22 protein-coding genes are annotated in these 26,467 nt (G+C 39.6%); 17 read left to right on the plus strand and 5 right to left on the minus strand.

The genetic code is table 11. The features are described 5' to 3' along the window. A complete protein-coding gene (locus L1967_RS01330; RefSeq protein ID WP_249599907.1) occupies window positions 1-768 on the minus strand; it encodes a ParA family protein in 768 nt (255 codons plus the stop codon). A gap of 230 nt (window positions 769-998) precedes the next feature. On the opposite strand from L1967_RS01330, the gene L1967_RS01335 reads away from it, so the two are divergent. From L1967_RS01335 to L1967_RS01355, 5 genes are all read left to right on the plus strand, one after another. After that, window positions 999-1,250, plus strand: a complete 252-nt coding sequence (locus L1967_RS01335; protein WP_249599908.1) for a hypothetical protein — start codon at window positions 999-1,001, stop codon at window positions 1,248-1,250. A gap of 272 nt (window positions 1,251-1,522) precedes the next feature. Next, entirely contained in the window at window positions 1,523-1,966 is a 444-nt protein-coding gene (gene mobA, locus L1967_RS01340; RefSeq protein ID WP_249599909.1) for a conjugal transfer protein MobA, read from the plus strand. After that, window positions 1,963-3,267: a conjugal transfer protein MobB gene (mobB, locus tag L1967_RS01345; protein WP_249599910.1), complete on the plus strand. Its 1,305-nt coding sequence runs from the start codon at window positions 1,963-1,965 to the stop codon at window positions 3,265-3,267. Before mobA ends, mobB begins: the two co-directional genes overlap by 4 nt. A gap of 219 nt (window positions 3,268-3,486) precedes the next feature. Then, window positions 3,487-4,116, plus strand: coding sequence for a cation efflux transmembrane domain-containing protein (locus L1967_RS01350; RefSeq protein ID WP_249599911.1), 630 nt, complete (start codon window positions 3,487-3,489; stop codon window positions 4,114-4,116). Between the two features lie 104 nt (window positions 4,117-4,220). Beyond that, a complete protein-coding gene (locus L1967_RS01355; RefSeq protein ID WP_249599912.1) occupies window positions 4,221-4,748 on the plus strand; it encodes a sigma-70 family RNA polymerase sigma factor in 528 nt (175 codons plus the stop codon). A gap of 54 nt (window positions 4,749-4,802) precedes the next feature. Here L1967_RS01355 and L1967_RS22355 read toward each other — a convergent pair whose 3' ends face one another. Next, window positions 4,803-5,759 carry a TonB-dependent receptor plug domain-containing protein gene (locus L1967_RS22355; protein WP_338063500.1) on the minus strand — a complete coding sequence of 319 codons (957 nt, stop codon included), beginning with the start codon at window positions 5,757-5,759 and terminating at the stop codon, window positions 4,803-4,805. A 109-nt stretch (window positions 5,760-5,868) separates the two neighbouring features. Beyond that, on the minus strand, window positions 5,869-6,954 hold the full coding sequence (locus L1967_RS22360) for a TonB-dependent receptor (protein WP_338063501.1): 1,086 nt from the start codon (window positions 6,952-6,954) through the stop codon (window positions 5,869-5,871). A gap of 347 nt (window positions 6,955-7,301) precedes the next feature. On the opposite strand from L1967_RS22360, the gene mobC reads away from it, so the two are divergent. The 11 genes from mobC (at window position 7,302) to L1967_RS01415 (ending at window position 19,650) form a co-directional block, all read left to right on the plus strand. After that, window positions 7,302-9,311 (plus strand): conjugal transfer protein MobC, encoded by a 2,010-nt coding sequence (mobC, locus tag L1967_RS01365; RefSeq protein ID WP_249599913.1) that lies wholly within the window; start codon window positions 7,302-7,304, stop codon window positions 9,309-9,311. A 241-nt stretch (window positions 9,312-9,552) separates the two neighbouring features. Beyond that, a complete protein-coding gene (locus L1967_RS01370; RefSeq protein ID WP_249599914.1) occupies window positions 9,553-10,125 on the plus strand; it encodes a Crp/Fnr family transcriptional regulator in 573 nt (190 codons plus the stop codon). 71 nt (window positions 10,126-10,196) lie between these two features. Beyond that, the gene (locus L1967_RS01375) at window positions 10,197-10,922 is read left to right on the plus strand and encodes a siderophore-interacting protein (protein ID WP_249599915.1); all 726 of its coding nucleotides are present in this window, start codon (window positions 10,197-10,199) and stop codon (window positions 10,920-10,922) included. 275 nt (window positions 10,923-11,197) lie between these two features. Next, complete coding sequence (locus L1967_RS01380; RefSeq protein WP_249599916.1) at window positions 11,198-12,079, plus strand: helix-turn-helix domain-containing protein; 882 nt, start codon at window positions 11,198-11,200, stop codon at window positions 12,077-12,079. 8 nt (window positions 12,080-12,087) lie between these two features. Next, window positions 12,088-12,726 (plus strand): DUF2652 domain-containing protein, encoded by a 639-nt coding sequence (locus tag L1967_RS01385; protein ID WP_249599917.1) that lies wholly within the window; start codon window positions 12,088-12,090, stop codon window positions 12,724-12,726. Window positions 12,727-12,841: 115 nt separating this feature from the next. Next, entirely contained in the window at window positions 12,842-14,164 is a 1,323-nt protein-coding gene (locus tag L1967_RS01390) for a TolC family protein (RefSeq protein WP_249599918.1), read from the plus strand. A 22-nt stretch (window positions 14,165-14,186) separates the two neighbouring features. Continuing rightward, complete coding sequence (locus tag L1967_RS01395) at window positions 14,187-15,230, plus strand: HlyD family secretion protein (protein ID WP_249599919.1); 1,044 nt, start codon at window positions 14,187-14,189, stop codon at window positions 15,228-15,230. A gap of 1 nt (window position 15,231) precedes the next feature. Then, a complete protein-coding gene (locus L1967_RS01400; protein WP_249599920.1) occupies window positions 15,232-16,827 on the plus strand; it encodes an MFS transporter in 1,596 nt (531 codons plus the stop codon). Continuing rightward, on the plus strand, window positions 16,824-17,423 hold the full coding sequence (locus L1967_RS01405) for a TetR/AcrR family transcriptional regulator (protein ID WP_249599921.1): 600 nt from the start codon (window positions 16,824-16,826) through the stop codon (window positions 17,421-17,423). Before L1967_RS01400 ends, L1967_RS01405 begins: the two co-directional genes overlap by 4 nt. 116 nt (window positions 17,424-17,539) lie before the next feature. After that, complete coding sequence (locus tag L1967_RS01410; protein WP_249599922.1) at window positions 17,540-18,133, plus strand: TetR/AcrR family transcriptional regulator; 594 nt, start codon at window positions 17,540-17,542, stop codon at window positions 18,131-18,133. 689 nt (window positions 18,134-18,822) lie between these two features. Beyond that, entirely contained in the window at window positions 18,823-19,650 is an 828-nt protein-coding gene (locus tag L1967_RS01415; protein WP_249599923.1) for an RteC domain-containing protein, read from the plus strand. 145 nt (window positions 19,651-19,795) lie between these two features. Here the strand turns inward: L1967_RS01415 and L1967_RS01420 are convergent, their stop codons facing one another. Beyond that, window positions 19,796-25,219 carry an N-6 DNA methylase gene (locus L1967_RS01420; protein WP_249599924.1) on the minus strand — a complete coding sequence of 1,808 codons (5,424 nt, stop codon included), beginning with the start codon at window positions 25,217-25,219 and terminating at the stop codon, window positions 19,796-19,798. Then, window positions 25,206-25,643, minus strand: a complete 438-nt coding sequence (locus L1967_RS01425) for a DUF1896 domain-containing protein (protein WP_249599925.1) — start codon at window positions 25,641-25,643, stop codon at window positions 25,206-25,208. The genes L1967_RS01420 and L1967_RS01425 overlap by 14 nt, the downstream gene beginning before the upstream one ends. A 240-nt stretch (window positions 25,644-25,883) precedes the next feature. Here L1967_RS01425 and L1967_RS01430 point away from each other — a divergent pair, with 240 nt between their 5' ends. Then, on the plus strand, window positions 25,884-26,453 hold the full coding sequence (locus L1967_RS01430) for a Crp/Fnr family transcriptional regulator (RefSeq protein WP_249599926.1): 570 nt from the start codon (window positions 25,884-25,886) through the stop codon (window positions 26,451-26,453). The last annotated feature ends 14 nt before the right edge of the window (window positions 26,454-26,467 follow it).

A 26,467-nucleotide genomic window follows, 5' to 3' on the forward strand; every position in this document is an offset into this window, starting at 1 on the left:
TTATAGTTTGACGGTTTTTAAAAATTCGTTCATAAATATATCCAGGCCGCAGGTACTCATCAACCTTACGTCAGGAGGCAATAATGTGGAGCGAAAGACTGTTTTTCTCGTAATTTCGCTTTCCTTGCGAAACCGCTTGCTGTCCGAGATACGGGCCTCCATTACTTGCAGCCCGACCTCTTTGATAATATCACCATAGGTTTTGTATAAATGGGATTTTTCCCGGCCATCTACCTGGTTCCAGAACAATCGAATGGTCTCTATGGAAGTCTGCCCCTGTTTCATCAATACATTGGTCAGGACATCGGTAAAGCTCAATGTGCTTTCCATAACTACACGGTCTGCCGTAATGGGCGAAAAGATATGTTGCATTCCGGCCAGGGTATTCAGCAAACCCGAGGTGTTTACTGTTCCCGGCAGGTCAAAAAAGACCACGTCCAAAGGAACGGTAGAAGATTGCAAAAATGCTACTGCTTCCTTTAACGCATTGTCCGCCCTGCTTTGTAATACCGGATACGCTTTCTTGTTAATGGTCGTGAACTGACGATGGGCCAATTTCTTTAAAGCCTCATTCTGCATGATGGCTTTCATATCCCTGTCCCTCATCTGCGAAAGGCTGTGCTGCGGGTAATCGCAGTCGAAGACGGCTACATTATACCCCATGCGGTAATGCATGATACTGGCCACAAGGGTCGTAAAAGTGCTTTTGCCCACGCCTCCTTTTTGGCTGGAAAAAGCGATGAAGCGGGTTTTGTTTTTTGTTTCCATTTCAAATCTGTTTTTAAGGTTTTACTTCTTTTGATTTCCTGCCAGCCTTCAAGCTGGCGATTTCTATAGACGGTCTGCTGTCCTTCACGGTGCAACGCAATCACTCCTGCAGGCATGCCTAATAGCCTTTTGGCAGACCTGCTACCTTTCCGACCATCGGGCAGGCACTCTTCCAATCAGCCGTGCCATCATTCCTGCCGTCTGTCCGGCGTTCCGGTTTTCACGCAAACATGGTCGATGGCCTGCCGTTTATCCTGCCGGAGAACAAAACAGCCGGATGGCTTTCACGCTGCCGGGCATTCCAGCTTTCCTGCAATCCTGCGTTCCTGCCTTCAGGATTGAAAGAGGGTGTGAACGTATGCATACAGGCTTGCCTGATTGCCGATACAAAGGAGCAGGTTATTTTATTGCACTGTTTTAATGTGGTAATCAATGGCACTCCGTGGCAGTCTTTGGCCATGTGCAACACTGCATTGCTTTGAAAAAGCTGTCCTTACTTTGTAATGGCTTGAATGCAAAAGGTTAATGGAGATATTATTTTGGATAGCACACAACAAACGGAATGGCTTGAAGCCGTTTTTTCTGCTTTATCCAATCCGTCCCGCAGGGCGGATTTTCTGTTCACCCGAACAGAGCAAGTTGTGTTTTGAGGCACTCGAAACGTATTCCGTGCCCCAAAACAACTTGCCCTTGCAGGGAGCCGGAAAACACCCTCCGAAGTCGGGGTTTTGTTGAATATTAAAATGGATTTGTGATGAAGGAACAACAGAAAAAGAAACAGCACAAAGGTGGACGGAAGCCCATCGCAAACCCGAGCATCCACCGTTATGTTTTTCGTCTTACGGACGAGGAAAATGCCAAATTCCTTTCGCTTTTTAATGCATCGGGAGCGGATAACAAAGCACAGTTTATTACTTCCATACTCTTTCAGAGGCCGATCAAAAGTGTGAAAGTGGACATGGCCGCAATGGATTACTATACCAGATTGACCACTTTCTTTGGTCAGTTCAGGGCAGTTGGGGTCAATTATAACCAGGTAGTGAAGATACTCTACCGTAATTTTTCGGAAAAGAAAGCCGCTGCCTACCTCTTTAAACTGGAAAAACAAACAGCAGTATTGGCCAACTTGTGTCGTAAAATCATGGAGTTGACACAGGAGTTTGAAGCCAAACACCTCAGCAGAAAGGATGAAAAATGATAGCAAAAATTGGTCACGGGGCTAATATGACAGGTGCACTTTCCTACAACCAGCTTAAAGTGGATAAGGAAAACGGACAGGTGCTGGCTACCCAAAGGATTATGGAAACACCGGATGGCAGTTATTCGGTGGCACAGTTGCATCGTTCTTTTGAGCCTTACCTTATGGCCAATAAAAGAACGGAGAAGCCGGTATTGCACATATCGCTGAACCCAGATCCTGCGGATAAGGTCAGTGATGCACAGTTTATAAAAATGGCTCAGGAGTATATGGAACGTATGGGCTATGGTGAACAACCCTATATCGTTTTTAAGCACACTGATATTGAACGAACCCATATCCATATTGTATCGACCTGCGTTGACCGTTATGGGAAAAAGATCTCCGACAGCTATGAGAAGTTTCGATCTATGGATGCTTGCCGGGCATTGGAACAAGAATATAAGCTAGTACCTGCAACGGAAAAGCAACATACAGGAAACGGGCAGGTATTCCGTCCGGTGGATTACAGAACCGTAGATATCAAGAGCCAAATGGCCTCGGTGGTACGGCACCTGCCTAAGTACTACCAATACCCAAGCCTGGGAGCATACAATGCGTTGCTTTCACTTTTCAACATCACGGCTGAGGAAGTCAAAGGGGAATTGCACGGACAACCGAAAAACGGACTTGTATATTTTGCCCTGAACGAACAAGTTGAAAAAGCGAGCAATCCTTTTAAGGCATCACGTTTCGGCAAATATGCTGGACTGGACGAACTCCAAAAACATTTTGCAGCCGCTAAGGAGCAAATGAAAGCCAATCCTGCAAGAGCAGTCCTTAAAAACACCATTGAAGCAGCGATGCATATAGCCACCGACGAAACTGATTTTAAAAAACAACTGATGGAACAGGGCATCAATACCGTGGTACGGCGCAACGATGCGGGGCGTATTTATGGTATGACCTTTATAGACCATGAAAGCCGTACCGTTTGGAACGGCTCACAACTGGGTAAAAATCTTTCTGCCAACGTCTTTAATGATTGGTGGAAGAAACGAGCGGTCGGGCAACGTCAGGAAGCTGAAAAAACAATGGCACAAAATACATTACCGACTGAAAGTAACAGCAACTTTGTAGAGCAAGAAAAAACCCATAGACTTTTTGACTTCTTGAATGAAGCACAGCCGATAGATGATTTCGGATGGATAGACGGATTGGGCGGGCTCTTGCCGGAAGCTCAGGGCGAGGATTACGAGGAATTGGATTTTGCTAATAGGATGAAGAAAAAGAAGAAACACAAACCTGGTCGCCAAAATTAATATCCTTTTAGCGCGGCTTTTGGATACTCTTCGGTACCTACGCGGCTAATTGTCTGAAAATCGGTAAGGTCAAAAGCCTAAGAAGTCATCTTGTCTGATTATTGCCAAACCAAGTCTTTTAAAATCACATTTTTTTGTATCCTTTTAATGGTGTTCCAGTCTATTTTATGAACTCAAAATCATACAGTAATAATTCTAAAAAAGAATAAAGAAATACATATGATGGATAACAAAAATCTATACAAAATAGCTTTTGGCCTGGCAGTATTTACGATAGTTTACAATATTGCGGAAGGTCTAATTTCGACATATCTCGGATTTGAAGATGAAAGCCTGGTACTTTTTGGCTTCGGATCCGATAGTTTTATAGAGGTTATTTCAGGATTTGGAATAGCCCATATGATTGTAAGAATTCAGAATTATCCCCATAGTAAACGAGATGATTTCGAACGAACAGCATTAAGAATCACAGGAAGTGCGTTTTATATTTTGGTTTTTGGGCTTGTTATTACCAGTATTTACAATATTTGGACAGGACACAAACCATTGACCACCTTCTGGGGAGTAGTTATTTCAATAATTTCAATCCTAATAATGTGGATCTTGGTGGTTTGGAAAAGAAGCGTTGGAAAACAACTTAATTCTGTACCGATTTTGGCCGATGCGAATTGTACCTTGGTCTGTGTATATATGTCCATAATCCTTCTTGTAAGCAGCGGTATTTATGAGTTGTTCGGAATTCCATACATCGACAGTATCGGAACTCTTGGTCTTTCCTATTTTGCTTTTAAAGAAGGTCAGGAATGTTTTGAAAAAGCAAAAAGTGACAAAAATTGCTGTTGTGACTGAATAAAATTCAACATCAATGATTGGGAGCAATCACATTACACGCGATTGTAGCAAACCACAATGAAGCCATTTCTGATTATCTATCCTTTTTTTACTTTTGTAAAATGGAAAAAGAGCAACTATGGGACATATTCAGGGATGAGGTTTACTTCTTTATTTTAAAAAAAGTAAAGGACAGCCAGGCCGCAAAAGATATACTGCAAAATGTGTTCTTAAAAGTTCATTCTTATTATAATACCCTACGGGATAAACAAAAATTAAGGTCGTGGGTTTTTCAGATTACTCGAAATGAAATTGCCGATTACTACAAAGACGAAAGCCGGTATGTGGAAATACAACATAAAGAAAAACAAGCTTTAGTTGATGTATATGAAGATGTTTGTTGCCTGAATTTTTTTATGAATAATTTACCTTCACCCTATAAAGAGGCAATAGAATTGGTGTATGTAGAAGGAATGAAACAGCACGAAGCTGCGGAAGATCTCGGAATAAGCCTTGCCAATATGAAAGCCAGGGTACGGCGTGGAAAAACAATGTTGGCAGTAAAATTAAAAAGGTGCTGCCGGTACGAGATAGATGAAAACGGAAAACTGGTAGGGGAGGCCAATTGTGCAAGATGTAACAGTATGTAAAATAATTTCAAACCAAAGCTCCTATATAAAAATAGAGGCTTTATGGAGTGATGATTATAGCATCAATTTAAACCCACCATTAATGACAAAACCATCCACAGGGACATAAATATCACGAAATTGTGGGTTATCAATACTTCCGGTATAAATAGTATCGAACCGTGTCTGACGGGTGTCCAGCATATTCTCCAGGTTAAGGAACAACGAAAAGTGTTCGCCCAGTTTTTTTTCAGACATAATTCCCGCAATCCAATAGGCTTTTCCGGTGGCACCATCATTTAATTTTTGCGGGCTGTAATAATAAGCTTCCAGGCCTACCCAAAAATTTTCGTGCTTTTCATACATCAATACATTGTTCAACCGGTGCCTGGCTACCAAGGGGTATCGTGACGAACCATCTCCGTAATGCTGTTTTACATCGGCATACGTATAGCCTATAAAAAGTTTAAAATCCCCATATCCCCATTTCATATTAGCCTCTAATCCCTGAGTGTCTATATATCCGTTGGGTTGTATAAAACGGTAGTTACCGTTATCATTTTGGGATAATAGCAACGGGTCATTGATCCGGGTGTAAAACAATAGGGCATTGGTGGATAGGCTTAACGCTCCCGATATGGGCCAACGGTAATTGATGTCGAAGTTGATCCCCGTAGATCGTTCTGCCTTGCTCTCGGAAACATTTAGAGGAAGTACGTTACGAAATTGTAGCCGCTCTGTATCTTCTGTAAACACGGTTGGGGTTTTATAGCCTAACCCTCCACCGGTGCGGAAAGTAAGTAAATCCGTGGGTTCGTATAATAAAGAAAACCTGGGGAGGATATACGTACCGTAATCGGTCTGATAATCGCCACGAAGACCGGTTTCCAAGGTCCATTTTTCCGCAATATTCCAGGTGTTTTGTATAAAAGCTCCAATAGTGGCATTGGAAAAACTTAAATCCTGATCGGGATCACCTTGGGATTGGTTAAAATTCTCTGTCCAAAGATTAAGTCCTCCAATCCATTCCATTTTTTCATTGGAGGTGGAAATATTGGCTTCTGAAAAAGAAGACACCTGTTTACCACCAAAGGTATAATCGGGAATACCAATACTCCGGTCAAAAAGGCTTACACTGTTTTTAAGCTAATTTATGCGTAGCAATCAACTGCGTGGAAAACCGGTCGGTATTGTTCTTTTCAAAATATCCTGTGTTGCTCTTTTCTTCTACATAGTCCATATTCCCGCCAAGGCGATTTTCCGTAACATAATTAAAACCGACCTGTACTTCTGTTTTATCCAGGTAAAGAAATAGCTTGGGGTTTAAGGTGAAACGTTCAAAATCGGGGATGGCGGTCAGGCCTATATCTGCCGGATCGTAGGCAGTTCCCTTATTGTACGAAGCAAAAACCGTGGTACCTACCTTTCCGTATTTCTCGGCATAAAAACCGCTAACATCCAATCCTAGGGCAGATGTCCCGTTCACCATAAAGTTAAGTTGACGGTTATCTTCCGGGGTTCTTGAAATCAGGTTGACCAATCCTGCGATGGCCCCGCCTCCGTAAAGCGTGGATGAAGAACCTTTAATAACTTCCACCTGTTTGAGGTCTAAAGGGGCAATCTGCATCAAACTCAATCCTCCCGAATATCCCGAATATAAAGGTAAACCGTCCCGTAAAAGTTGGGTGTATTTACCATCTAGCCCCTGTATTCTTATACTCGAATTATAACTGGTGGCAGAAGTTTGCTGTGTCTGTATTCCGGTACTTTCGTTAAGTAGCATCCGTATGTCGCCAGGTTTCATATTCCCTTTTTCGGCCAGTTCTTCCCCTGCAATAAATTCGACACGGGTAGGAATGTCCTCAATAGTTCGGGTACTTCGTGTAGAAGTAATTACCACTTCATCCATTTCTTCACTGGATGGGGTCAGGTAAATGATCAAAGGCTGTTGTTGTTCGGTCAATGGAAACGCTTTTTGTAATTTCAGGGTTTGGTAACCTATATACTGGATGTTTATGGTATATTTTCCGTCGGGAATCTCGGAAAGGGATACAAAACCATTCCTATCGGTAGCCGCCCCTTTTTCCAATTGAGGAATATATACGGAAACACCAAATAGCGGTTCCCTGGTGTTTGAGTCTTTAATGGTGGCTCTAAAAGTATGTTGTGCGAATGTAAGCCCATATATGCATAAGCATAGTATTCCGGTTATGTAAAATTTTACCATAATAAATGATCCAGTTTTTAAATTTTACCAAGTAGACTGGAATATCATTGAAAGGATACAAAAAACAACTGATCGATGAAGTTAGACAAATAATATAGTTGGTACATGGATTGTACTTATTTGTAATTGTTTTGTTTATTATGCCCAAAAGCAATAAAAAGGTATTGTTAAATTTGGAAAAATTCCTTCCTGTAACCTCATTTGTTATCCAGATCCATCCCAAACTATTTGATATTTAGAATAGCTAGCCAGTCAAATACTGCCACTAAAAGCCATCTGGCTCCGCTATTGGTAAGCCACTATAGATAGCCGCTAAATTCACCAGCATCACATCAATTTATTGAGATATGCAGGGAGAAGACGATCTAAGGGGATTGGCCAAAATAATGGCTTTTATGCGTGCCGTAAGTATTCTTTTGGTACTGATGCACTTCTATTGGTTTTGTTACGGGTTCTTCGCCGAACGTGGTTGGACACTGGAGACTATAGGCAAGATACTTACCAGTTTTAACCGTACGGCAGGGCTATTCTCAAACACACTTTACACTAAAATTTTTGCACTTGTATTACTGGCGTTAAGTTGTTTGGGTACAAAAGGTGTAAAGAATGAAAAGATAACTTGGCCTAAGATTTACACCGCCCTGGTCATTGGGTTTTTGCTGTTCTTTCTGAATACTCCATTGTTAAAATTATCGACTAGGATTGGGATTACGACATTGCTTTACATCCTGACGACCTCGTTAGGTTATATTGCTTTAATGGTTGCCGGAGTGTGGATGAGCCGACTGCTCCATAACAATTTGATGGATGATGTTTTCAATAACGAGAATGAAAGTTTCCAACAGGAAACCCGACTGATGCAAAATGAATATTCCGTTAATCTCCCCACCAGGTTTTATTACAAGAACAAATGGAACAATGGCTGGATTAATGTGGTCAATCCTTTTAGGGCTTCAATCGTTTTGGGAACGCCGGGTTCCGGTAAATCATACGCTATCATCAACAATTATATCAAACAGCATATTGAGAAAGGGTTCAGCATGTACATCTATGATTTCAAGTTTGATGACCTTTCTACCATTGCCTACAACCACCTGCTAAAGCACACCCATAAGTACAAAGTAAAGCCCAAATTTTATATCATCAATTTTGATGATCCGAGACGAAGCCACAGATGCAACCCGCTTAATCCCGACTTTATGACGGATATATCGGATGCCTACGAAGCTGCCTATACCATTATGTTGAACCTCAACCGTAGCTGGATACAGAAGCAGGGCGACTTCTTTGTAGAAAGCCCTATTATACTGCTGGCCGCTATTATATGGTATCTTAAAATCTACGAAAACGGCAGGTATTGCACCTTTCCCCATGCCATTGAATTGCTGAATAAAAAATATGCAGATGTATTCACTATCCTTACTTCATACCCCGAACTGGAAAACTATTTATCTCCTTTTATGGATGCGTGGCAAGGCGGAGCGCAAGACCAGTTACAGGGGCAGATCGCATCGGCCAAGATTCCTTTATCAAGAATGATTAGCCCGCAATTGTATTGGGTCATGACCGGGGATGATTTTTCGCTGGACATCAACAACCCGGCAGCGCCTAAGATATTATGCGTTGGTAACAATCCCGACCGTCAGAATATTTATTCGGCTGCATTAGGGTTATATAATTCAAGGATTGTCAAACTCATCAACAAAAAAGGGCAGTTAAAAAGCTCTGTTATCATTGATGAGTTGCCTACGATCTACTTCCGGGGACTGGATAACCTTATCGCTACTGCGAGAAGTAACAAAGTAGCAGTTTGTTTGGGATTTCAGGATTTTTCACAATTGACAAGGGATTACGGGGATAAAGAGAGCAAGGTCATCCAAAATACAGTGGGCAATATTTTTTCCGGTCAGGTGGTTGGTGAGACGGCAAAAAGCCTTTCGGAACGGTTTGGTAAGGTGTTACAGAAAAGACAGAGCATGACCATTAACCGCAATGATAAATCCACCTCCATTTCCACACAAATGGACAGCCTGATCCCCGCTTCCAAAATCTCAACGCTTACCCAGGGGATGTTTGTGGGTGCGGTATCTGACAATTTTGACGAACGAATCGAGCAAAAAATATTTCATGCGGAGATTGTGGTAGATAATGATAAGGTTTCTGCTGAAACCAAAGCATACAAGAAAATACCGCAGATATTATCCTTTACCAATAAAAGCGGTGAAGACAATATGAAGCAGGAAATTGAAGCCAATTACAAGCGGGTAAAGCTGAACATTGTGAGGATTATCGAAAGTGAAATAGAGCGCATCAAAAACGACCCTGACTTACAGCATTTGGTGCAACAAGAAAAATAGTATTTATATGCGTTTTGTCCACTAAATTAAGGCAAAATAGGATATATTATATGAAAATAAAAGTAAATTTACATATCTATATTAATGTAAGTTATGAGACTTACCATACCTGTTTGGCAATTGAAAGGTAATATATCAAGCGTTCCTGGTTTCACCCTATCAATTTCGTAAAGGTTTTAAATCGCAAAGTTCTATAAAAAGATAATAAAGGGTTATACGACCGTAGATGTACGTGAAAAGAATGATAGATAAACTTAAAACTGTATTGAAAATATTCGCTGATTTTGACGAGGATGAACTTGACAAAATAGTAGTCTACTTTAAACAAAAAGCTTTCAAAAAAAACACCATCTTGTTGAAAGAGGGTATTATTTGCAATAAATTTTATTTCATTTATAAAGGCTGTGTAAGAATATTTTTCATAGATAAAAACGGATATGAAAAAACGAGGTATATAATGCTTGACAACCATATGAACTTGGGAACTGCTTTAACAAGCTTTATTTCACAAAATCCATCCATTGAATATATAGAAACCCTTGAAGATACGGAAATATTAGCCATCGATCATTCTGATTTTTATCATCTGAATAATGAAATGCTTAATTGGAGATTGTTTTACCAGCGAATTTTGGAAATGGCTTATTCTTTTCAAAGCAGTAGGATTGAACATTTGGTAACACTTACCGCCAAACAACGATACAACAATGTACTGAAAGAAAGTCCTTTCTTAATCCAACGTCTTTCAAACAGGATATTGGCTTCATATCTTGATATTCGTGAGGAAACATTGAGCCGACTGAAATCCAAATAAGACGATTTTGACCTATGTCAAAGGAAAATGCGATTTATTAAAGCATCTTTGCATAAATATATTTTATAACTATGGGGATAGTTGAAAACTTGCTGAAAACCATACTTCAAGAGGCAACAATTGAGAATAAAACAAAACTTTCCGATTCGGTATACCACATCCGGATAAAGAGCGAAAGTATAAAAAATGCTGATTTTACTCCAGGGTACTTTTTACGCTTGGGCATTGGTATTGATAAAAAGGAGCTTTCCTTAAAAGACAAAGTAAGGAGTTACAGTGTTTGGAATATTAACAAAAATACCGGATGTATTGACCTTGCGGTAGCGACACACAGCAAAGGAATCGGGGCTGAATGGGCAGAACATTGTAAAGTGGGTGACCAGATATATTTTAAGTGGAAAAAAGGTAATTTCATTGTTGATGACAACGCAGACAGCTATCTGATGATTGGCGACCTGTCGGCATTATCTCACCTCTATATTATAAACCGAGATCTTCCAAAGGATAAAAAAGTTGAAAGTATTTTATACAGCGAAAAATTAAACGAGTTGTTTGAAGACATTAACGGGACAAAACCCTTTGATTTTTATGAAATGCCTCAAAACCCTTACGAAGAAATTATTAATAGGGTTAAACAAATTGTTCCGAAAATGACAGGAAGTAAAATGGTGTATATAGGCGGGGACAGTAGAATATGTGTGGCATTAAACCAGTATTTCAGGAAGGAGCTGAATTGGGTAACCAAAAATGTAAAGACAAAACCTTTCTGGAACCCGGACAAAAAAGGACTTGAATAACAGGAATCTTTCATAAGCCAAATGGTTTTATAAGTAGGACAACACATTCCTGTTTCAGTTTATATTTTAACATTTTAGAGAACGTAGTTTTTATTGCTGTCCACAATAAAAACTACGTTCTTTTTTATTTAGATATTGATATAAGTTCTCTAATCAATTTTTCTTGCCATAAAAATATGTGAATAGTCCATTAAATAAGGTTATTTTTTGTATTTATTTATTAATTTATTAGTGAATTTTGCACTAATAAATTAATAAATAAAAGGCCTTAAGAAATGAAAAATATCATTCCCAGAAGCCAATTAAAAGAAGAGGAAGTTCCCGGCATCCGTGTAGATAGAATAAATGATGCATATATAAAAGCCGTCATTGATAAGATAAGTGAAGCGCATCGTAGCGACCATTATATATGTATCCTTTTAAAAACGGGAAAAGCGGAGTTACTTGTCGATTTTAAAAAAGTAAAACTCCGTACCAATGAATTGCTGTTTTTGTACCCCGATCAGGTTAAAAGTGTTATCTCTTTTATAGATAGTGATGGGTGGATATTGTTCTTTCACAGATCTTTAATAGACCACCAGTCAAATCTGGCATTTGAGGAATCCCTGTACCAAGGTTCCATCAGTACATTGACAACTACACAGGAAAAATGGTTTTTTAATGCTTTTGAATTGCTCTATGCCACTATTAAATCAAAGGAAATGTTGTCATTTCGGCGACTTGCAGTGGAGTCATTGTTAAATGCCTGTATTTACATGGTTTCTTCCATATACAACTCCAATATGCAACTGGATATGAAAAAATATTCGGTCAGGAGGATGGATATCACCAGGACGTTTCAAAAATTATTGTTGCTTAAATATAAAACGGTAAAAGCACCAGCGGAATATGCAGAGATGATGAACATTTCCCTGGGATATTTAAACGATACAGTAAAAATGGTAACTGGGCAGAATGTATCTAATTGCATTCAACAAATCACTATTAAGGAAGCACAAAGGCTTTTGTACCATTCTACATTAAGCGTTAAGGAAATTGCTGAAAAAGTAGGATACGATGACCCTCAATATTTTAGTAGGATTTTTTCAAAGATTACCCGCGATTCTCCTGGAAGCTTTCGAAAAAAGGCACATAAATTAATTTATTTACCCACTTAAGAAAAAGGATGATGATAAAAGCCGAAAAAGAAAATGTAAATAAAGCCTTGATTTTCATCCCTGATATTGGTGGGTTTACAGGATTTAACCATCATACGGATATAATAATTGGCAAGGAAATATTGACAGAACTGCTTCAATCCATCATTGACAGTAATTTTCTGAACCTGAAAATTTCGGAAATAGAAGGAGATGCCATTCTTTTTTACAAATATGGCAAGGCACCCAATATTATAACCATCTTAAACCAATATGAAAATATGCTTATCAATTTTAAAACCAGGTTACATGAAATTAATTTGCGGTATAAGAGCCACTTAGACCTGGCTTTAAAGCTCATTGTTGATTACGGAGATGTTATTGAATACAACATAAACGGGTTTAGAAAAATATATGGAGAAGTAATTACTGAGGCTCATCTCTTGCTGAAAAATTCAATTAAATGTAAAAATTATGCCCTTTTTACCGAAAAGGTATTATGTGTTTCAAAGTTTATTGGTAACGAACAGATCTTACCTAAATGGATAACACGGAAAGAAGCTTATATCAAAAGAAAGGATATGAACGACCTCCATATCCTGTACTACGAATTTGACATTGACCATTATAACATCGGTAGGTTAAGAGATATGAGTGATTATACTTAAAATACTGTAATACAACATTTTATATTAAAAATAGAGGATTCCACCTCGATGTGGACAGGTATTCTATGCCTGTATTCCCAAATAGAATATATAACAATAAAATTATTATAGATAGATGAAATTAATAAAAATAATGTTCCTTTTCTTCTGTGTCATAAGCTTTCGGGCTTTTGGGCAGGTGGCAAACAAAGATACCCTTTCTTTGTCTTTTTTAGATGCCATTGAAATCGGGGCGAAAGAAAATACCTCTGTAAATGCACTGAAGATAGAGGAATCAGCAACCCAAAATGAACTTAGCGATGCTAAAAATTCGGTATTTCCCAAACTTTCCGCATCAGCAGGCTATCAAAGATTTAGTAAAGTAACCGTTTATGACGGGATTTTGGGAGAATCTTTTGAGATTACCAAACCACCTAATGCCAACGCCGGCAATCTGGGGGTGGAACTTTTCTTTAATTTATATTCTGGGAAAAAGCAGCAAAATGCCATTAAGGCCACATCCTTAAAAAACGATCTGGCTTCCATCAATACAACAGAGCATATTGCCGATATCAAACTGCAAGTTGCCCAACAATATCTAGATATGGTAAGGCTTTACCATCTTAAAAAAATAACTGAAGAGCAGATTGTCAGGACTCAAAAACGATTTAACAATATAAACTCCCTTTATAAAAACGGAAAGGTTACTCGAAGCGATCTTCTCCGAGCTGAATTGATGCTTTCGCAAGTGGAACTAAGCGACGATGAGGCAAAAAACGATTATCTGATTAGCAACAGAAAACTTAATGTACTGTTGAATATGCCAGAATCCAAAGTTGTTGTTCCATCGGATACCACTGCTCTTGAAAAAGTGGATTCAACAGCAATCAAAAATATCTTGGAAGGAAACAGCACTCCTTATGCTATACGAAAGAGTGAAAAACTGGTCAACATAACTGATATTCAGTCAAAAATTATAAAAGCAGGCAATCTGCCTTCTGTAGGTCTGATTGGCGGTTATGGTCTCAATTATCCCAATAACATTGTTTTTCCTCCTATGGATCAAACCCTTCGTTTTGGTTTTATAGGAGCAAAAGTCTCCTACGATATATCATCCTTATACCATAACCGTAATAAAATTAAAGCGGCCGACCACAGAATCGAAGAAAGAAAACTAGAGCAAAAATATCTGAAAGAGAACCTTGATGAGCAAAAACAAAGTCTCTATATCAAATATATGGAAGCTTTAAACCGGATAAATGTCACCAAAAAATCTATCGCACAGGCAGCAGCCAATTACGATATCATCAATAAAAAATATTTTAACCAACTGGCATTGTTGACAGACCTTTTGGATGCCGATAACCTTTACCAGCAGTCAAAATACGATTACATACAAGCACAAATTTATGTCCGGACTATTTATTACAGGATACTCTATATAACCGGTCAATTATAATTCATTCTAATAAAGCAGATATATGAAAGCAAATAAAAACTATTGGAATATCATCATAAAGACCACGGCTATACTCGTTGTGGTGGTAGCTGTCATTTACGGTATTAAATACTTTATTTTTGCGTCCCAGTACGAAGATACCAATGATGCCCATGTAGAATCTTATATCAATCCCGTTTCAGCAAGGGCCGGTGGATATATAAAAGAAGTTCTTTTTGAAGAACATCAATTTGTTAAAAAAGGCGATACCCTTGTCATTTTGGACAACAGGGAATACCTGGCAAAAAAAGAAATTGCAGAGGCCGCCCTGGAAGCAGCCAAAGCAAATCTGGTTGTCTTAAATGCAGGAATCCGCTCTGCCAGAACGGGAACTTTGGTTAATAAAAATCAGATAGCCACGGCCGAAGCCAACCTTTGGAAACAGAAGCAGGACATTGAAAGGTATGAAAGACTCCTACAAGACGAAGCTGTTACCCGTTCCGATTATGAGCGCATAAAAACGCAATATGATGTTGCGGAAAATAGCTATAAAGCTTCGAATAACAGCCTTAAAACCAGCATGGAAAAAATCAGTGAACTTGAATCCAAAAGGGAATTGTTGGAAGCTGATATTCATCGTTCAAAAGCCAATTTAAGTTTGGCCGAAATCAACCTTTCCTACACCGTGATTACCTCACCTTATACTGGATATACAGGCCGGAAAAATATTCTTGAAGGGCAACAGGTACAACCCGGACAACCTTTGGTGAGCATAGTAAATGAAAAAAGCAAATGGGTAATTGCCAATTTTAAAGAAACCCAGGTGGCAGGAATGCACATGGGCCAGGCTGTAGAGGTTGAACTCGATGCTTTTCCCGATAAAGTATTTAAAGGAGAAATTGCTGCAATCGCCGCTGCTACGGGCTCCGAATTTTCCCTGTTACCTTCTGATAATTCCACGGGAAATTTTGTCAAGATTATTAAACGAGTGCCGGTTAAAATTGTTTTTACCGAGAAGGATATATCACAGGTTAAATCGGGAATGAATGCTACTGTATCGGTAGATATGAGTACCCAAAATAAATGATATGATGGTGGAACCTAATTACATCAATCCCCGGATTTCAAAGTATACCTCTCTTATTTTTATATCATTGTTGTTTGTGTTGCTTACAGCAATGGCTCAGTTTGCTTCCTTTGCACTGATCCAACACGATGTTATCTCTTTTTTTGGTGCTCAGCCCGAAGATATTTCATTGGCGCTGCAAATGACCTATGTTGGAATTTTGGCCACCCTACCTTTACAGTTCAGGACACTAAAGAGGTTCGACACCCGAAATTATCTCCTGGTAGCATTAACAATGGGAATACTGTTAAATTTAGGTTGTTTGTATACAGAAAGCCTTATCCTATTTACTATTCTGCGGTTTTTTGTAGGGGCAACAACCGCTATTATAGCCGGTAGCATGTTGATGGTCATTTTTTCCATATTGCCGGAAAAGAAAAGTATGGTAGTAGGAGTATTTGCGTTTTTCGGTTCAATATTGAGTATCGGGGTTATTGTAGGTACGGCTGCCGCCTGGGTAGTTGAACGGATGGATTGGAACGGATTATACTACATTCTTATTTCCCTACAGGTAATTTCCATCATGATATGCTTTCTGGTGTTCAAAGAAAATACACTCCCCAGAAAAATACCTCTATATCAATTAGATTATATAGGTTATATCCTCTTTGTATGTTTCGGTGTCCTGTTTGCATATACTTTAATATATGGACCTAAATACTATTGGTTTGAAGATAGTACCATACGAACAACTGCAATAGGAGCACTCGTATTTTTAAGCTTATTTTTATACCATCAGAAAAGATTGAAACGCCCATCCGTAGATCTTAGAGCTTTGAACTATAAGCGGTTCTGGTTTGGGCTTTTATTATTGATTTTTTTCTATGGTATTAAAGATACTATCAACTTATTATACGGTTACGCCGCCGGAATTTTGGGATGGAGTTCCGAGGATATTGTTTCACTGGGTCTATTTAATGTTCTTGGAGTAGCTTTAGCTACTTTTTTGGCACTCAAAGTAATTCTAACCAAAAAACAGAATCTTCCCAAGCTCTTATTGGCAGGTTTTTTCATATTGCTGTATTACCACTTATGGATATATTGGAACCTGACTCCAGATTTGTCATATACCGATTTGGTATTTCCAATATTTATTCAAGGATTTGCTTCTGGTCTGCTCTTTGCACCGATCATTATGCTTTGTATGTCCTCGTTACCATCCTATACAGGAATGACAGGAATTATTATATGTGCTTATGGCCGGTTTACAGCTTCACTGAATTCCATAGCGGGGTTTTATACATTACAAGAACATTATAACCAGAAATACAAAATTGGGTTTATAGAAAGTATAACACCTTTTAACCTCGAATTACATCAAAGAAGCCAGGAGTACGAAAACCTACTTGTATCCAAAGGATATAATCCTGAATCAGCCTCCGCTATAACAAGCAAACTGGTAGGGAAAACGATAGGCATTCAAAGCCAACTTTTAACCGATCGTACCATTTTTATACTTGCGGTATATCTCACTGTATTGGCAATCTTATCATTAATTGTATTTGGGCTTGTTAACCGATATAAAAGTAAAAGGCAAGTCCCTAAAATAGTTTCGTGACAAAGATTCATAGACATATCAAGGAAGAGCAGATTCTTAATGCTGCGGAAGCTATATTTCTGGAATATGGATATGATAAGGCATCCACTCGCTTAATCACAAAAAAGGCGGATGTAAACATCGCATTGCTCCATTATTATTTTAGGGACAAGCAGAGCCTTTTTAATATGATGGTCATCAAACGTATTAATTTTTTGAGAAACCAAATTCACCATCCAGTCGATAATAAAGACCCTACAGAAAATTTACTAAATACTATAGAGCATCATCTTGACCTTATTTTTGACAACCAACTTTTTTATAGGCTGATGGTAACCGAATTGATGAGAAGGAACAGGAAAGAAATTGTGGGGTTGATCGAATCATTTTTTAAAAAAATAGAAATTCAAATTTCTGAAATTATTAAGCACGGAATGGAGATTAACATTTTTAGAAAAGTGAATAAGGAAGTAATTGTTAAGAATATTATAGGCTTGTTTCTTGAAGTTATTATAATAGAAAATGAAACTCATTCTTTTCAAATAGAACGTAAAGAAGAACTAATGGTATACTATAAAAATTTTTGCAAGGGGTTTTTAATCAAACCTGATTTTTGATTTTCATGAAATTTATAAATCGTCTTGAATATTCCATAACCATAAATTCATAGAATGTTAGAATTATACCTTAAGAACAGCATGAAAATGGTCCTTAAAAAGGATCAAAAAGCTTTATGACTATTTTAAAAAAAGACATTATCGCAGAAGAAGCCTTAAATCTTTTTTTAAGACTGGGTACACAAGTAGTATCTATGGATGATATTGCCAATAGGTGTGGAATGTCCAAACGTACCTTGTATAAAGAGTTTGATAGCAAAACGGATTTACTGCATTATACCTATAGAAAAGAGCTTGACAGATTCAATAAAGGCATTTCATGTATTCAAAACAACTCAGAGAGTGCCTTGGAAGAACTATTGAATTTTTCAATACTCCTTGGGAATGTTTTTTCCACAATATCACCAATCGTAGTCAATGATTTAAGAAAGTACTACAATAATATCTATTTGGACATTTTGGACTTCAAATCAAAAGTCATTTCTCCTTTTCTGAGAAAAAACATAAATAATGGTATTAAAGAAAATCTATATCGAAATAGTTTACCAATAGAGGAATTCGAAGATTCATTTACCACAATTTTAGGGTTTATTTTAAAAAATAGCTATACCAATAATACTACATCAAAATATAACCGATTATTGGAGTTTGCTTTCTATTTGTTTATAAGTGGATTACAATCATCCGCTGATTTTAAAAAACAAACTTGACTAATCTACAATAGATTGAGAAATGGAATTGTGTAATATAATTTTCAAATTAAAATAATTAACTCTGATGGTCGGACTTGATTCATTCAACATGACAATATAATTAATTAGGACATGCATAAAATTTTGTGGAAAAAAGAATACAAGAAATACTATCAACTTATAAAAACGAAATATCCGAAATAGCCAATTTAAACCTTAACGTTCTTTCGAATATTGAAAAGGGTATCCATATTTCACGTAGACACCTTCAAGAATTAAGAATAGTATTACGTAGTGAAACATTCGAAAATAAAACGGACGAGATAAACAAGACAGCATATAAAAAAATAATGAAAGTGTTCGATACCTATGCCAAAGGAGTAGTAAATATTTAATAAGAAAGCAAAGCCGAAAATATGAAATCTATGTAGGCTCTTCAACGGGAAGTTTACTACTCCATCATTTGGCTATTGGTAAAACCGATAAGTGATACGACATCTATACCAATGCTAACCCAAGTAATATTTTTAGTTTGAATCGAGTGAACTTACAGAAAATTCACTGGTATTCATTAAAAAAATAATAACCTAATGGGTGGAGACTGGAATGTAAATATGCCGAATACAGAGAACATCAACAAAGGGAAAACACAATAATAGATTGGCTTCTTGCAGTAAGCAACAGAATATAAACTTCAAATAAGTTGAATGGAAAAGTTTTACAATGAAACGCTACATAAACTGGAAGCTGTAATCAATGAATTGGAGATAGAAGTCGATTGCCCATTGCCACGAATTGAGGCTGTCATAGAATTGATCGTTAATTGTCTATCCGATGTAAAAGAGTATGTCCTGAAAAGAGGGTTTAAAAATGTGAATGAGGAAATCCACTTTTTTAAGTGTCAGAAACCCGCTATTGTCTCAAAACTCATTTACTACAACGCCATTTATAAAATCGAGACAAAGAAGCCCAATGAAACGAAAGCCCTGAAAAGATACCTTAATATTGAACTGAAAAAACTCAAAAGGTTCTTTGATAATAATCTTGAATTTTATAGATATTACCGCACCAAAAATTCCTTTCTTGACGAAAAACTGTTTGTACGAGGGAAACACGATATTAAGCTAAGTCTTGATACCTATTATTTTGAAGCAGACCATTCTTTTTCTACTTCACACGATTATAAAGTGGCTAAAATTATTGCCAATGACCTGATACAAGTTTATCTCGAGGACCAGTTATACAACACAAGACAGGCAGACAAACCTTTAGACCTACAAAAATTAAAATGGACAGGCAGCAAAGCCGCCATAACAGAGCTGATTTATGCGTTACATTATCAGGGTGTTTTTGACAATGGGAGCAACGATATAAGGATTATAGCCAAATATTTTGAAAGCACCTTTAATATTGATCTGGGGAACTTCTATCAAACGTATTTGGAACTCAGAACCCGGAAAATGAACCGGACCAAATTCCTTGATGCGCTCCGGGATGGTCTCATCAAAAAAATGGATGAGCAAGATGAAAAATAGATTTGGGCGTCCCCACCGCTTGCATCTTGTCCATACCCAATCCCCATCACAAAAATGCAATCGGGTCGGGCTATCTGCTATATCTTTTGCTTCGTAAGACTCCACAAAAGGATGCCACTCCTATCCCTTACGCACATAATAAGGGTTAAAGCACTCCACGGGGTGAATGAATATTTTTTGTATGGGTCATCACCTCTGAATTATTGGAAACCGTTTCCTGTTTTTCTTCCGGTTCTTTTTGTTCCGTACTGTTCTCTGGATTTATAGATAACTGTATCTTCCGCTCGATGGCAGCCAGTTCGTTTTTAAGTTCGCCCAATCGATTTTCCTTTGCCCAAGTACCACCCACTACCTCTTTAAGTATCGGTATATCCTTTTGGAACTCGGCCATATTTTCCTGCTCTTTTTTAATATACGTTGGCAGTTTTTCCAATGCCCTTAAAAAGTTCAATGAGGCTGTTTCCGGGTCTTTTGCCATGATACCATTATTGAAGGTATATTTAATGTTTCCCTCGCCCTGTACAAAAAAACGGTTTACCCGGATATCCACTCCCTCTTTTTCGGATACTTCGGTTTTTACCAGGAGCTGAAACCCATACAAACTCCCGATTTCTTCATAATCGCCTCTTGTGCGGGCTTTATCCGCAAGCTGGCTAAGCTTTGCACCGATTTGTTTTACATCCGCATTGGGCGGTAAACTGTCCAACTGTACGAGGTTTGCAATTGTACCGTCCGAACGTTTTTGTATGCGTTGCTTTAGATTACCCCAATCGAGACTCATCCGGTCAAAACGGGATCGGGCTTTGTCCAATTCTGCCGTAAAATTCTCCAATTTGTATTTGGCACTGAACTTGGAGCGATTAAAAGCCCGTTTCTCGCTTTCCAAACCGGCAATCTGTTTTTCTACTTTGGCTTTATCCAACAGGTCGGTATTCCCGGACAGGATAGCCACATATTCCGAAAAGTTCATTCCCGATTTTTCGTCCATACTGCCCTCGTCAATGGTGCGTTTGCCAAGATTGTTGGATTTTAACTGGTCAATGAAAAGCTGCTTGTTGAACAGCAGGTTGAACTTATAGCTATCCAATGATTTTTCAACGGCATAGATGATGACATCCACTTTGTTCTCGGCAAAATGCTTGGCAATGTCATTGCCCTTGCGGATGGCCCTGCCGTCACGCTGGGCAAGGTCGCTCGGTCGCCACGGGGTATCCAGATGATGCACGGCAACGGCTCTTTTCTGTGCATTTACACCCGTACCGAGCATACTGGTTGAACCGAACAGCACACGGATTTTGCCTTCGTTCATTCCTTTGATAAGTTCCTTACGTTGCTTGTCCGTTTTGGCTTCCTGAATAAACCGGACTTCGTGTGCCGGAATGCCTTGGTCTTCCACCAGTTTACGTTTGATTTCGGAGTACACGTTCCATTCGCTTGTTTTGAAGGTTCCCAAATCCGAAAAAACAAACTGCGTTCCTTTCTGTGCATTATATTGGTTGTAATACCTGGCAATAGTATAGGCACAATGCGAAGCTTTGTTATCGGGGTGGTCTTCGTACCTACCACTCACCATTCGCATATCCAGGGACATCTTGCGGGCGTAATCCGTAGCAATGAGCATCTTGGCTTTTTCTTCCTTTTGCGACAGCGGTGCCCTGCCCAATAAAGTGGCATTGCCAGTTTTGGCAAATTGCATCAGGTTTTCGATAAACTTCTCCTGGTCTGGCGTAGGCGGTATATTATAAAATATTTCGTTTTTATCGGGGCGATCAATACCAATATCCTTTGCCGTTCTATAGTCGGTGATTTCCGAATAGAATTGGGCCAATTCCGGTACTTTGATAAAGTATCGGAAGCGCTCTTTTGCCACAATGTTATTGGCCACCGAAAATTCATAATCGGTCGTTTTCCTTGCATAGATTGCCGCCCAAGCATCAAAACAGTTGATGCCCTGTTTTTCCAATGCCCGTGGGCGTAGGTACTTAAATAACAGGTACAATTCCGTTAATGAATTGCTGATCGTGGTTCCCGAAAGAAAGGTTGCCCCCATATCCGCATCCGTGCGTTCCTGAATGGTATGGATAGCAAACAATAAGTTCAATGCTTTTTGGCTGCCTGCCATATTACCCAGCCCGGCAACACGGTCGTGTCGGGTATTGAACATCAGGTTTTTGAACTGATGGCTTTCGTCAATAAATAAATGGTCAATGCCCATCATTTTGAAATCCACCACATCATCCTTGCGGTTGTCAATATCATGTTGCAAGGTTTTCAGCTTGACTTCAAGATTTTCCCTGCGTTTGATGGCTCCCCGAAGCATTCCCCTCGTTACCTCATTTCCTTGCGCCCGCATTGCATCGAGGTTTCGCTCTACATTATCCAATTCGATTTCGAGAATTTCCTTTTGAATCTCGGGCGATTGCGGTATCATACCGAACTGGTCATGGGTCAGGATGACACAATCCCAATCGTTATTCTTAATATCACCAAAAATCCTTTGCCGTTTTTGTGGCGTAAAATCATTTTTGTCCGGAAACAATATTTTAGCGTGCGGATAGGCCGTCCGGTACGTTTCAGCAATTTCATGGACATTGCTTTTCAACCCGATAATCATCGGTTTGTGTGCCAGGTCCAAACGTTTCATCTCCTGTGCTGCCGTACACATCACCAACGTTTTTCCCGCACCGACTTCGTGATCGCAGATAGCACCGTTGTTGAGTTTTATCATCCAGACAGTGTCCTTTTGGCTGTCGTAGAGGTCTTCAATGCCCAAACCTTTTCTGTCCAGGCCCGGAAACTCCTGATGGCTTCCGTCATAGTTCGGGCGGACAAAGCAGTTGAACGTATCGTTGTACTGGTCGGTCAGCCGGGTTTTAAACTCGTCATTTTGGGCATGGAGATAATCGGTAAATGCCGTTCGGATTTCGTCTATTTTGGTATTTGCCATCTGAATGGCTTCCATATCGCGTACCTTGACTTCCTTGTCATCAACCGTTATTTTTTTGGTTATATCCGGTGTAGTATTGACAAGGGCGTGTTTGAGCAGGGCAATCCCGTCAAACGCCCGGCTTTCCGCTTTGACGGCATATTTATCCCAGATCTGCACGTTCTTTTGGTCGCATTTGATGGAAAAATCATCGGCACTGTCCGAATAATGGATGCGCACTTCCGTATCGAACAGGTGCGAAGCAAAACGGGCATAAACGCCCGTGGGTATCCAGCGTTCGCCGAGGTTGAAGTCCAGTTCCTCAAACCCGATACGCCGTGGTCGGGCATCTTCCAATACCGTTAAACTTTCTTTGGCTTCCGTATCGTCGGGATAGCTTTCGAGGTAGGTTTTGACCTCCTGGGCTTTCTCAACCACATTGCCCGCTATCCAACGTTCGGCTATTTCGTATTCCTTTTGCAGTGGATTGTAGAAGATACGCCCGTTTAATCCTTTTTTCAGCGCATCATCGGTCATGTTGCTGACTTGGGACATATAACCCAAATCCACATTTCCATACTTGTTGAGTGAAGCCGCTAACGCTTCTTCGGGATTGTCTGTCGTTAAGGTTGTGGTAGAAAAACTGACCGGACGGCTGAATATATCCGCTTTGTGTATCACACCACCCACCACACGTTCCAAATAAGGGATTTCCTTGCCGGCACTGTCGGTTTTAATCAGCTTAATGTTATCGGCACTGTTGAGGTTTCCGTATCTTTTCACAAAGGCATCATACAAGCTGTTGAGCTTCTCCCGTTCCTTTTTGTGTTCGGTCTGTTTTTCAGCTTCCTTTTGATAGAGGTCATTGTAAATGTCACGTACTTCAATATAAGCTTCGGCCCTTGCCCGCTGTGCGGGAGACAATTTAAGCGGGTGAAAAACAGCAGTTCCATTTGAAGTATCTACCTCTTGCAAATGCCCCGCCCAACCCTTATCCACGACAAGGCAGTCGTTACGGTGGAACGGTTGCAGGTTGCCATTATAAGAGGCAGGATCGGGAATGGTGCCGGGTACGTTCGGTTTTTCGGTTTGGGTATTTCCATTTATTCCTGAAAACAGGTCGCCGATAGCTTCCTGTTTTTTTCTGTTGGACAGAGAAGTTCTATGGACAGTACCGTTTGAAAATGAAGGTGTATGAGACGGTTTCAGGGTATCGCTAAATAAGTCGATTTGGTGATTTATTGGTGCTCGTTTTCGTTTAGCTGTCTGTCTTGGGGCTGGTTTGATTTTTTTTGGCGGAGTAACAGCCGCCCCGGATTCGTCCGTATTTTCAAACAGGTCGAAAATGCTTAGCTGTTTTTGTTCCTGTGGGCTATTTTGTACAATGGTTCGAGTGGTAAAACCAGATTGTTCCTGTTGAACGCTTTCCGACGCGACTACAGGAACGGAACCTGTTGGCTGTATTGGAGTTTGCATAACAGGCTTATCGTTCCGTTCGCCGTTGTACAGTCCCAAATCCAGGTGCTTTCCAAAATCATCGGAAAGCATTTGTTTCAACGTTTTGGCAATGTCCTGGACACCGCCTTTATGCGTATAGATTAAAGCAGGTTGACCGTAGGGATCAGTGTCTAATTTTTGGTCGGTATGTACAATTCTGGCACTGTCTTGAAAAATAGCGTTGTTTGGCGTGTCAAACTCCGTTCTGTTGCTTTGGCAAAACAGCTCTTCCGCTTCGGTCAGGTTTTGTTTTGCCGTATCCTTTTGCAGGATTATCAAATCACTGCCGACCTCTGTACCTGCATAATCCGTAAACAGGTTATTGGGTAAACGGATAGCCGAAACCAAATGATTATCCTGCATCAATGCCCTGCGGATAGGTTCGTTCTTTGGGCTGTTTAAAACGCCCTGAGAGGTAATAAAAGCCAGTAAACCGCCTTCACGGAGCATATTGGTTCCTTTGAGGAAAAAGTAATTGTGAATGCCCCGGGTTGTCTGTACTTTTACAGGGTCTTTGCTCCGAGAGTAAGAAAGATCGAACACAGAAGTATCGCCGAAAGGGATATTGCTTGCGATAACATCAAACGTGTTCTGTTCCTTTTCGGGGATTTCCTCAAAACCGCTAACCCGGATATGGCTTGCGGGATATAGCTGTTTTAAGATCTTGCCCGTGAGCAGATCCTTTTCATAAGCGGTGACATTTTGCCCGTTTTCGGAAAAGGACTGTATAAAGGAGCCGATCCCTGCGGACGGTTCGAGGAATTTGCCAATTTTCAGACCACCATCACGCAAGGCCAGCGAAATGGCATCAACAACCTGTGGCGGCGTATAGAAAGCCGTAAGTACGGAGCTTCGCATACTGTCCACAAAGCGTTTGTATTGCTTTTCGTCTGCGGAATTTTCTTTGAGTAACCGGTGGAGTTCCTGCGTAATCGGAAACAGATCGTGTTCGGTCTTTCGCCAATGGTTGATGTCTATTTCGTTGGCTATGGGGTTCAGAACGAATTTAAGCCCGCCAAATCCACTGTATTGCTTCATTAACAAGCTTTCGCCTACGGTGGCTTGCCGTTTCTCCTTTTCCAATGTAAAAGCAATCCGTAAGGCATCTATGTTCAGTTGGAGATGTTGGCGTTTACTGAAGCCCATTTTCGGCTATCCAAATGGCGATGGTTCCCGTTATTTCGGTATAGAGGACATCAAACTCATTATCGTACGCAAAATCATCGGTCAGTTCATAGTTGGAGAAAACGGGCTCACAGACAGGGAGCATTTTCAGGGCAAACGGTCGCAGTTCCTCGTCTGCCATAATCGTGTCGAACTCATTGCAGACTACTTGGAATACCGTGTCGAATTTGGAGAAGTGCAGCCCCTCAAAGAGGATATAACTGGCTATTTCATCGCATTGGTCAATTGGGTTTCCCGATAGAAATGCCCCTTCGTAAGCATTGGCGGCCCACCGGGAACGCTGTTCGATAAATTGTTGGTCGTATGCTTTTTCGGGAAAGCTGGTGCTGAGTAATTCCTGTAACCTTAATGTAAAATAGGAAAGGTCTTTTTGTCGTGTTTCCATACTATAATTTTGTTTGAAGTCAAAATTATAGTGGGATATAAGTGTCTTTAAAGAAGTAGTAGGGCTTGGCTTTGAGAGGTAGGATTTGGCATACTCCTACATACACCAATCCAACCTACATTGGTATATTATGCATTATTGCTAAATATTTAAATGAGTTACAAGCAATGTAAAACCTACCGAGCCGACTTTTTGCCAAATGACAAATGCCCAACAAACAACAATTTCTAACTTTGCCAAATGGAAAAATTCATTGATTACATTTTACAATTTGGCAATTTGAACAAACAGCAAATTGATCTTATTAAAAGCAAAGCAACAGAAATAGAACTTCACAAAGACGACTATTATTGGGAAGCAGGGAAGGCAGTTAAACAAATTGGTTTTTTGACGGACGGTGTTCTTCGTGTTTATTATTTCAACAACAAAGGCGAAGAAATTACACGTTACTTTATTGACGAAAAGCATTTGATTTTGTCGGGAAACAACGTTGATGAATTTTATACACCTTCCGAGTATTTACAGGCACTCACGGATTGCAAAATGGTTGTTTTTCCAAAACAAGATTGGAAAGAGATTTCCGAAATTATTATTGGTTGGGACAACATTATTCAAAAAATAATTGCCAAACATCACACCGAAAAACTTAGAAAAAGAAGCGATTTAATTTCGCAAGATGCAACTGAACGCTACCTTGGTTTTCTTGAAAAATTTCCGACACTTGCTAACCGTATTCCATTGTCATACATCGCTTCTTATTTAGGTATGACCGCATCATCTTTGAGCAGAATAAGAAAAAATATCCGCTAAAATCACTTTTTGCC

Origin of the sequence: Zunongwangia pacifica, assembly GCF_023499215.1 — a bacterium.
Classification (GTDB): domain Bacteria; phylum Bacteroidota; class Bacteroidia; order Flavobacteriales; family Flavobacteriaceae; genus Zunongwangia; species Zunongwangia pacifica.

Bases quoted from the DNA above. Each gene is read 5' to 3' on its own strand.
- L1967_RS22355 (WP_338063500.1), bottom strand. From the start codon at position 5,759: ATGGAATGGATTGGAGGACTTAATCTTTGGACAGAGAATTTTAACCAA.
- L1967_RS01400 (WP_249599920.1), top strand. From the start codon at position 15,232: ATGATGGTGGAACCTAATTACATCAATCCCCGGATTTCAAAGTATACC.
- L1967_RS01420 (WP_249599924.1), bottom strand. From the start codon at position 25,219: ATGGGCTTCAGTAAACGCCAACATCTCCAACTGAACATAGATGCCTTA.
- L1967_RS01355 (WP_249599912.1), top strand. From the start codon at position 4,221: ATGGAAAAAGAGCAACTATGGGACATATTCAGGGATGAGGTTTACTTC.
- L1967_RS01430 (WP_249599926.1), top strand. From the start codon at position 25,884: ATGGAAAAATTCATTGATTACATTTTACAATTTGGCAATTTGAACAAA.
- L1967_RS01425 (WP_249599925.1), bottom strand. From the start codon at position 25,643: ATGGAAACACGACAAAAAGACCTTTCCTATTTTACATTAAGGTTACAG.
- L1967_RS01330 (WP_249599907.1), bottom strand. From the start codon at position 768: ATGGAAACAAAAAACAAAACCCGCTTCATCGCTTTTTCCAGCCAAAAA.
- L1967_RS01390 (WP_249599918.1), top strand. From the start codon at position 12,842: ATGAAATTAATAAAAATAATGTTCCTTTTCTTCTGTGTCATAAGCTTT.
- L1967_RS01410 (WP_249599922.1), top strand. From the start codon at position 17,540: ATGACTATTTTAAAAAAAGACATTATCGCAGAAGAAGCCTTAAATCTT.
- L1967_RS22360 (WP_338063501.1), bottom strand. From the start codon at position 6,954: ATGGTAAAATTTTACATAACCGGAATACTATGCTTATGCATATATGGG.
- L1967_RS01350 (WP_249599911.1), top strand. From the start codon at position 3,487: ATGATGGATAACAAAAATCTATACAAAATAGCTTTTGGCCTGGCAGTA.
- L1967_RS01395 (WP_249599919.1), top strand. From the start codon at position 14,187: ATGAAAGCAAATAAAAACTATTGGAATATCATCATAAAGACCACGGCT.
- L1967_RS01380 (WP_249599916.1), top strand. From the start codon at position 11,198: ATGAAAAATATCATTCCCAGAAGCCAATTAAAAGAAGAGGAAGTTCCC.
- mobC (WP_249599913.1), top strand. From the start codon at position 7,302: ATGCAGGGAGAAGACGATCTAAGGGGATTGGCCAAAATAATGGCTTTT.
- mobA (WP_249599909.1), top strand. From the start codon at position 1,523: ATGAAGGAACAACAGAAAAAGAAACAGCACAAAGGTGGACGGAAGCCC.
- L1967_RS01415 (WP_249599923.1), top strand. From the start codon at position 18,823: ATGGAAAAGTTTTACAATGAAACGCTACATAAACTGGAAGCTGTAATC.
- L1967_RS01370 (WP_249599914.1), top strand. From the start codon at position 9,553: ATGATAGATAAACTTAAAACTGTATTGAAAATATTCGCTGATTTTGAC.
- L1967_RS01335 (WP_249599908.1), top strand. From the start codon at position 999: ATGGTCGATGGCCTGCCGTTTATCCTGCCGGAGAACAAAACAGCCGGA.
- L1967_RS01375 (WP_249599915.1), top strand. From the start codon at position 10,197: ATGGGGATAGTTGAAAACTTGCTGAAAACCATACTTCAAGAGGCAACA.
- mobB (WP_249599910.1), top strand. From the start codon at position 1,963: ATGATAGCAAAAATTGGTCACGGGGCTAATATGACAGGTGCACTTTCC.
- L1967_RS01385 (WP_249599917.1), top strand. From the start codon at position 12,088: ATGATGATAAAAGCCGAAAAAGAAAATGTAAATAAAGCCTTGATTTTC.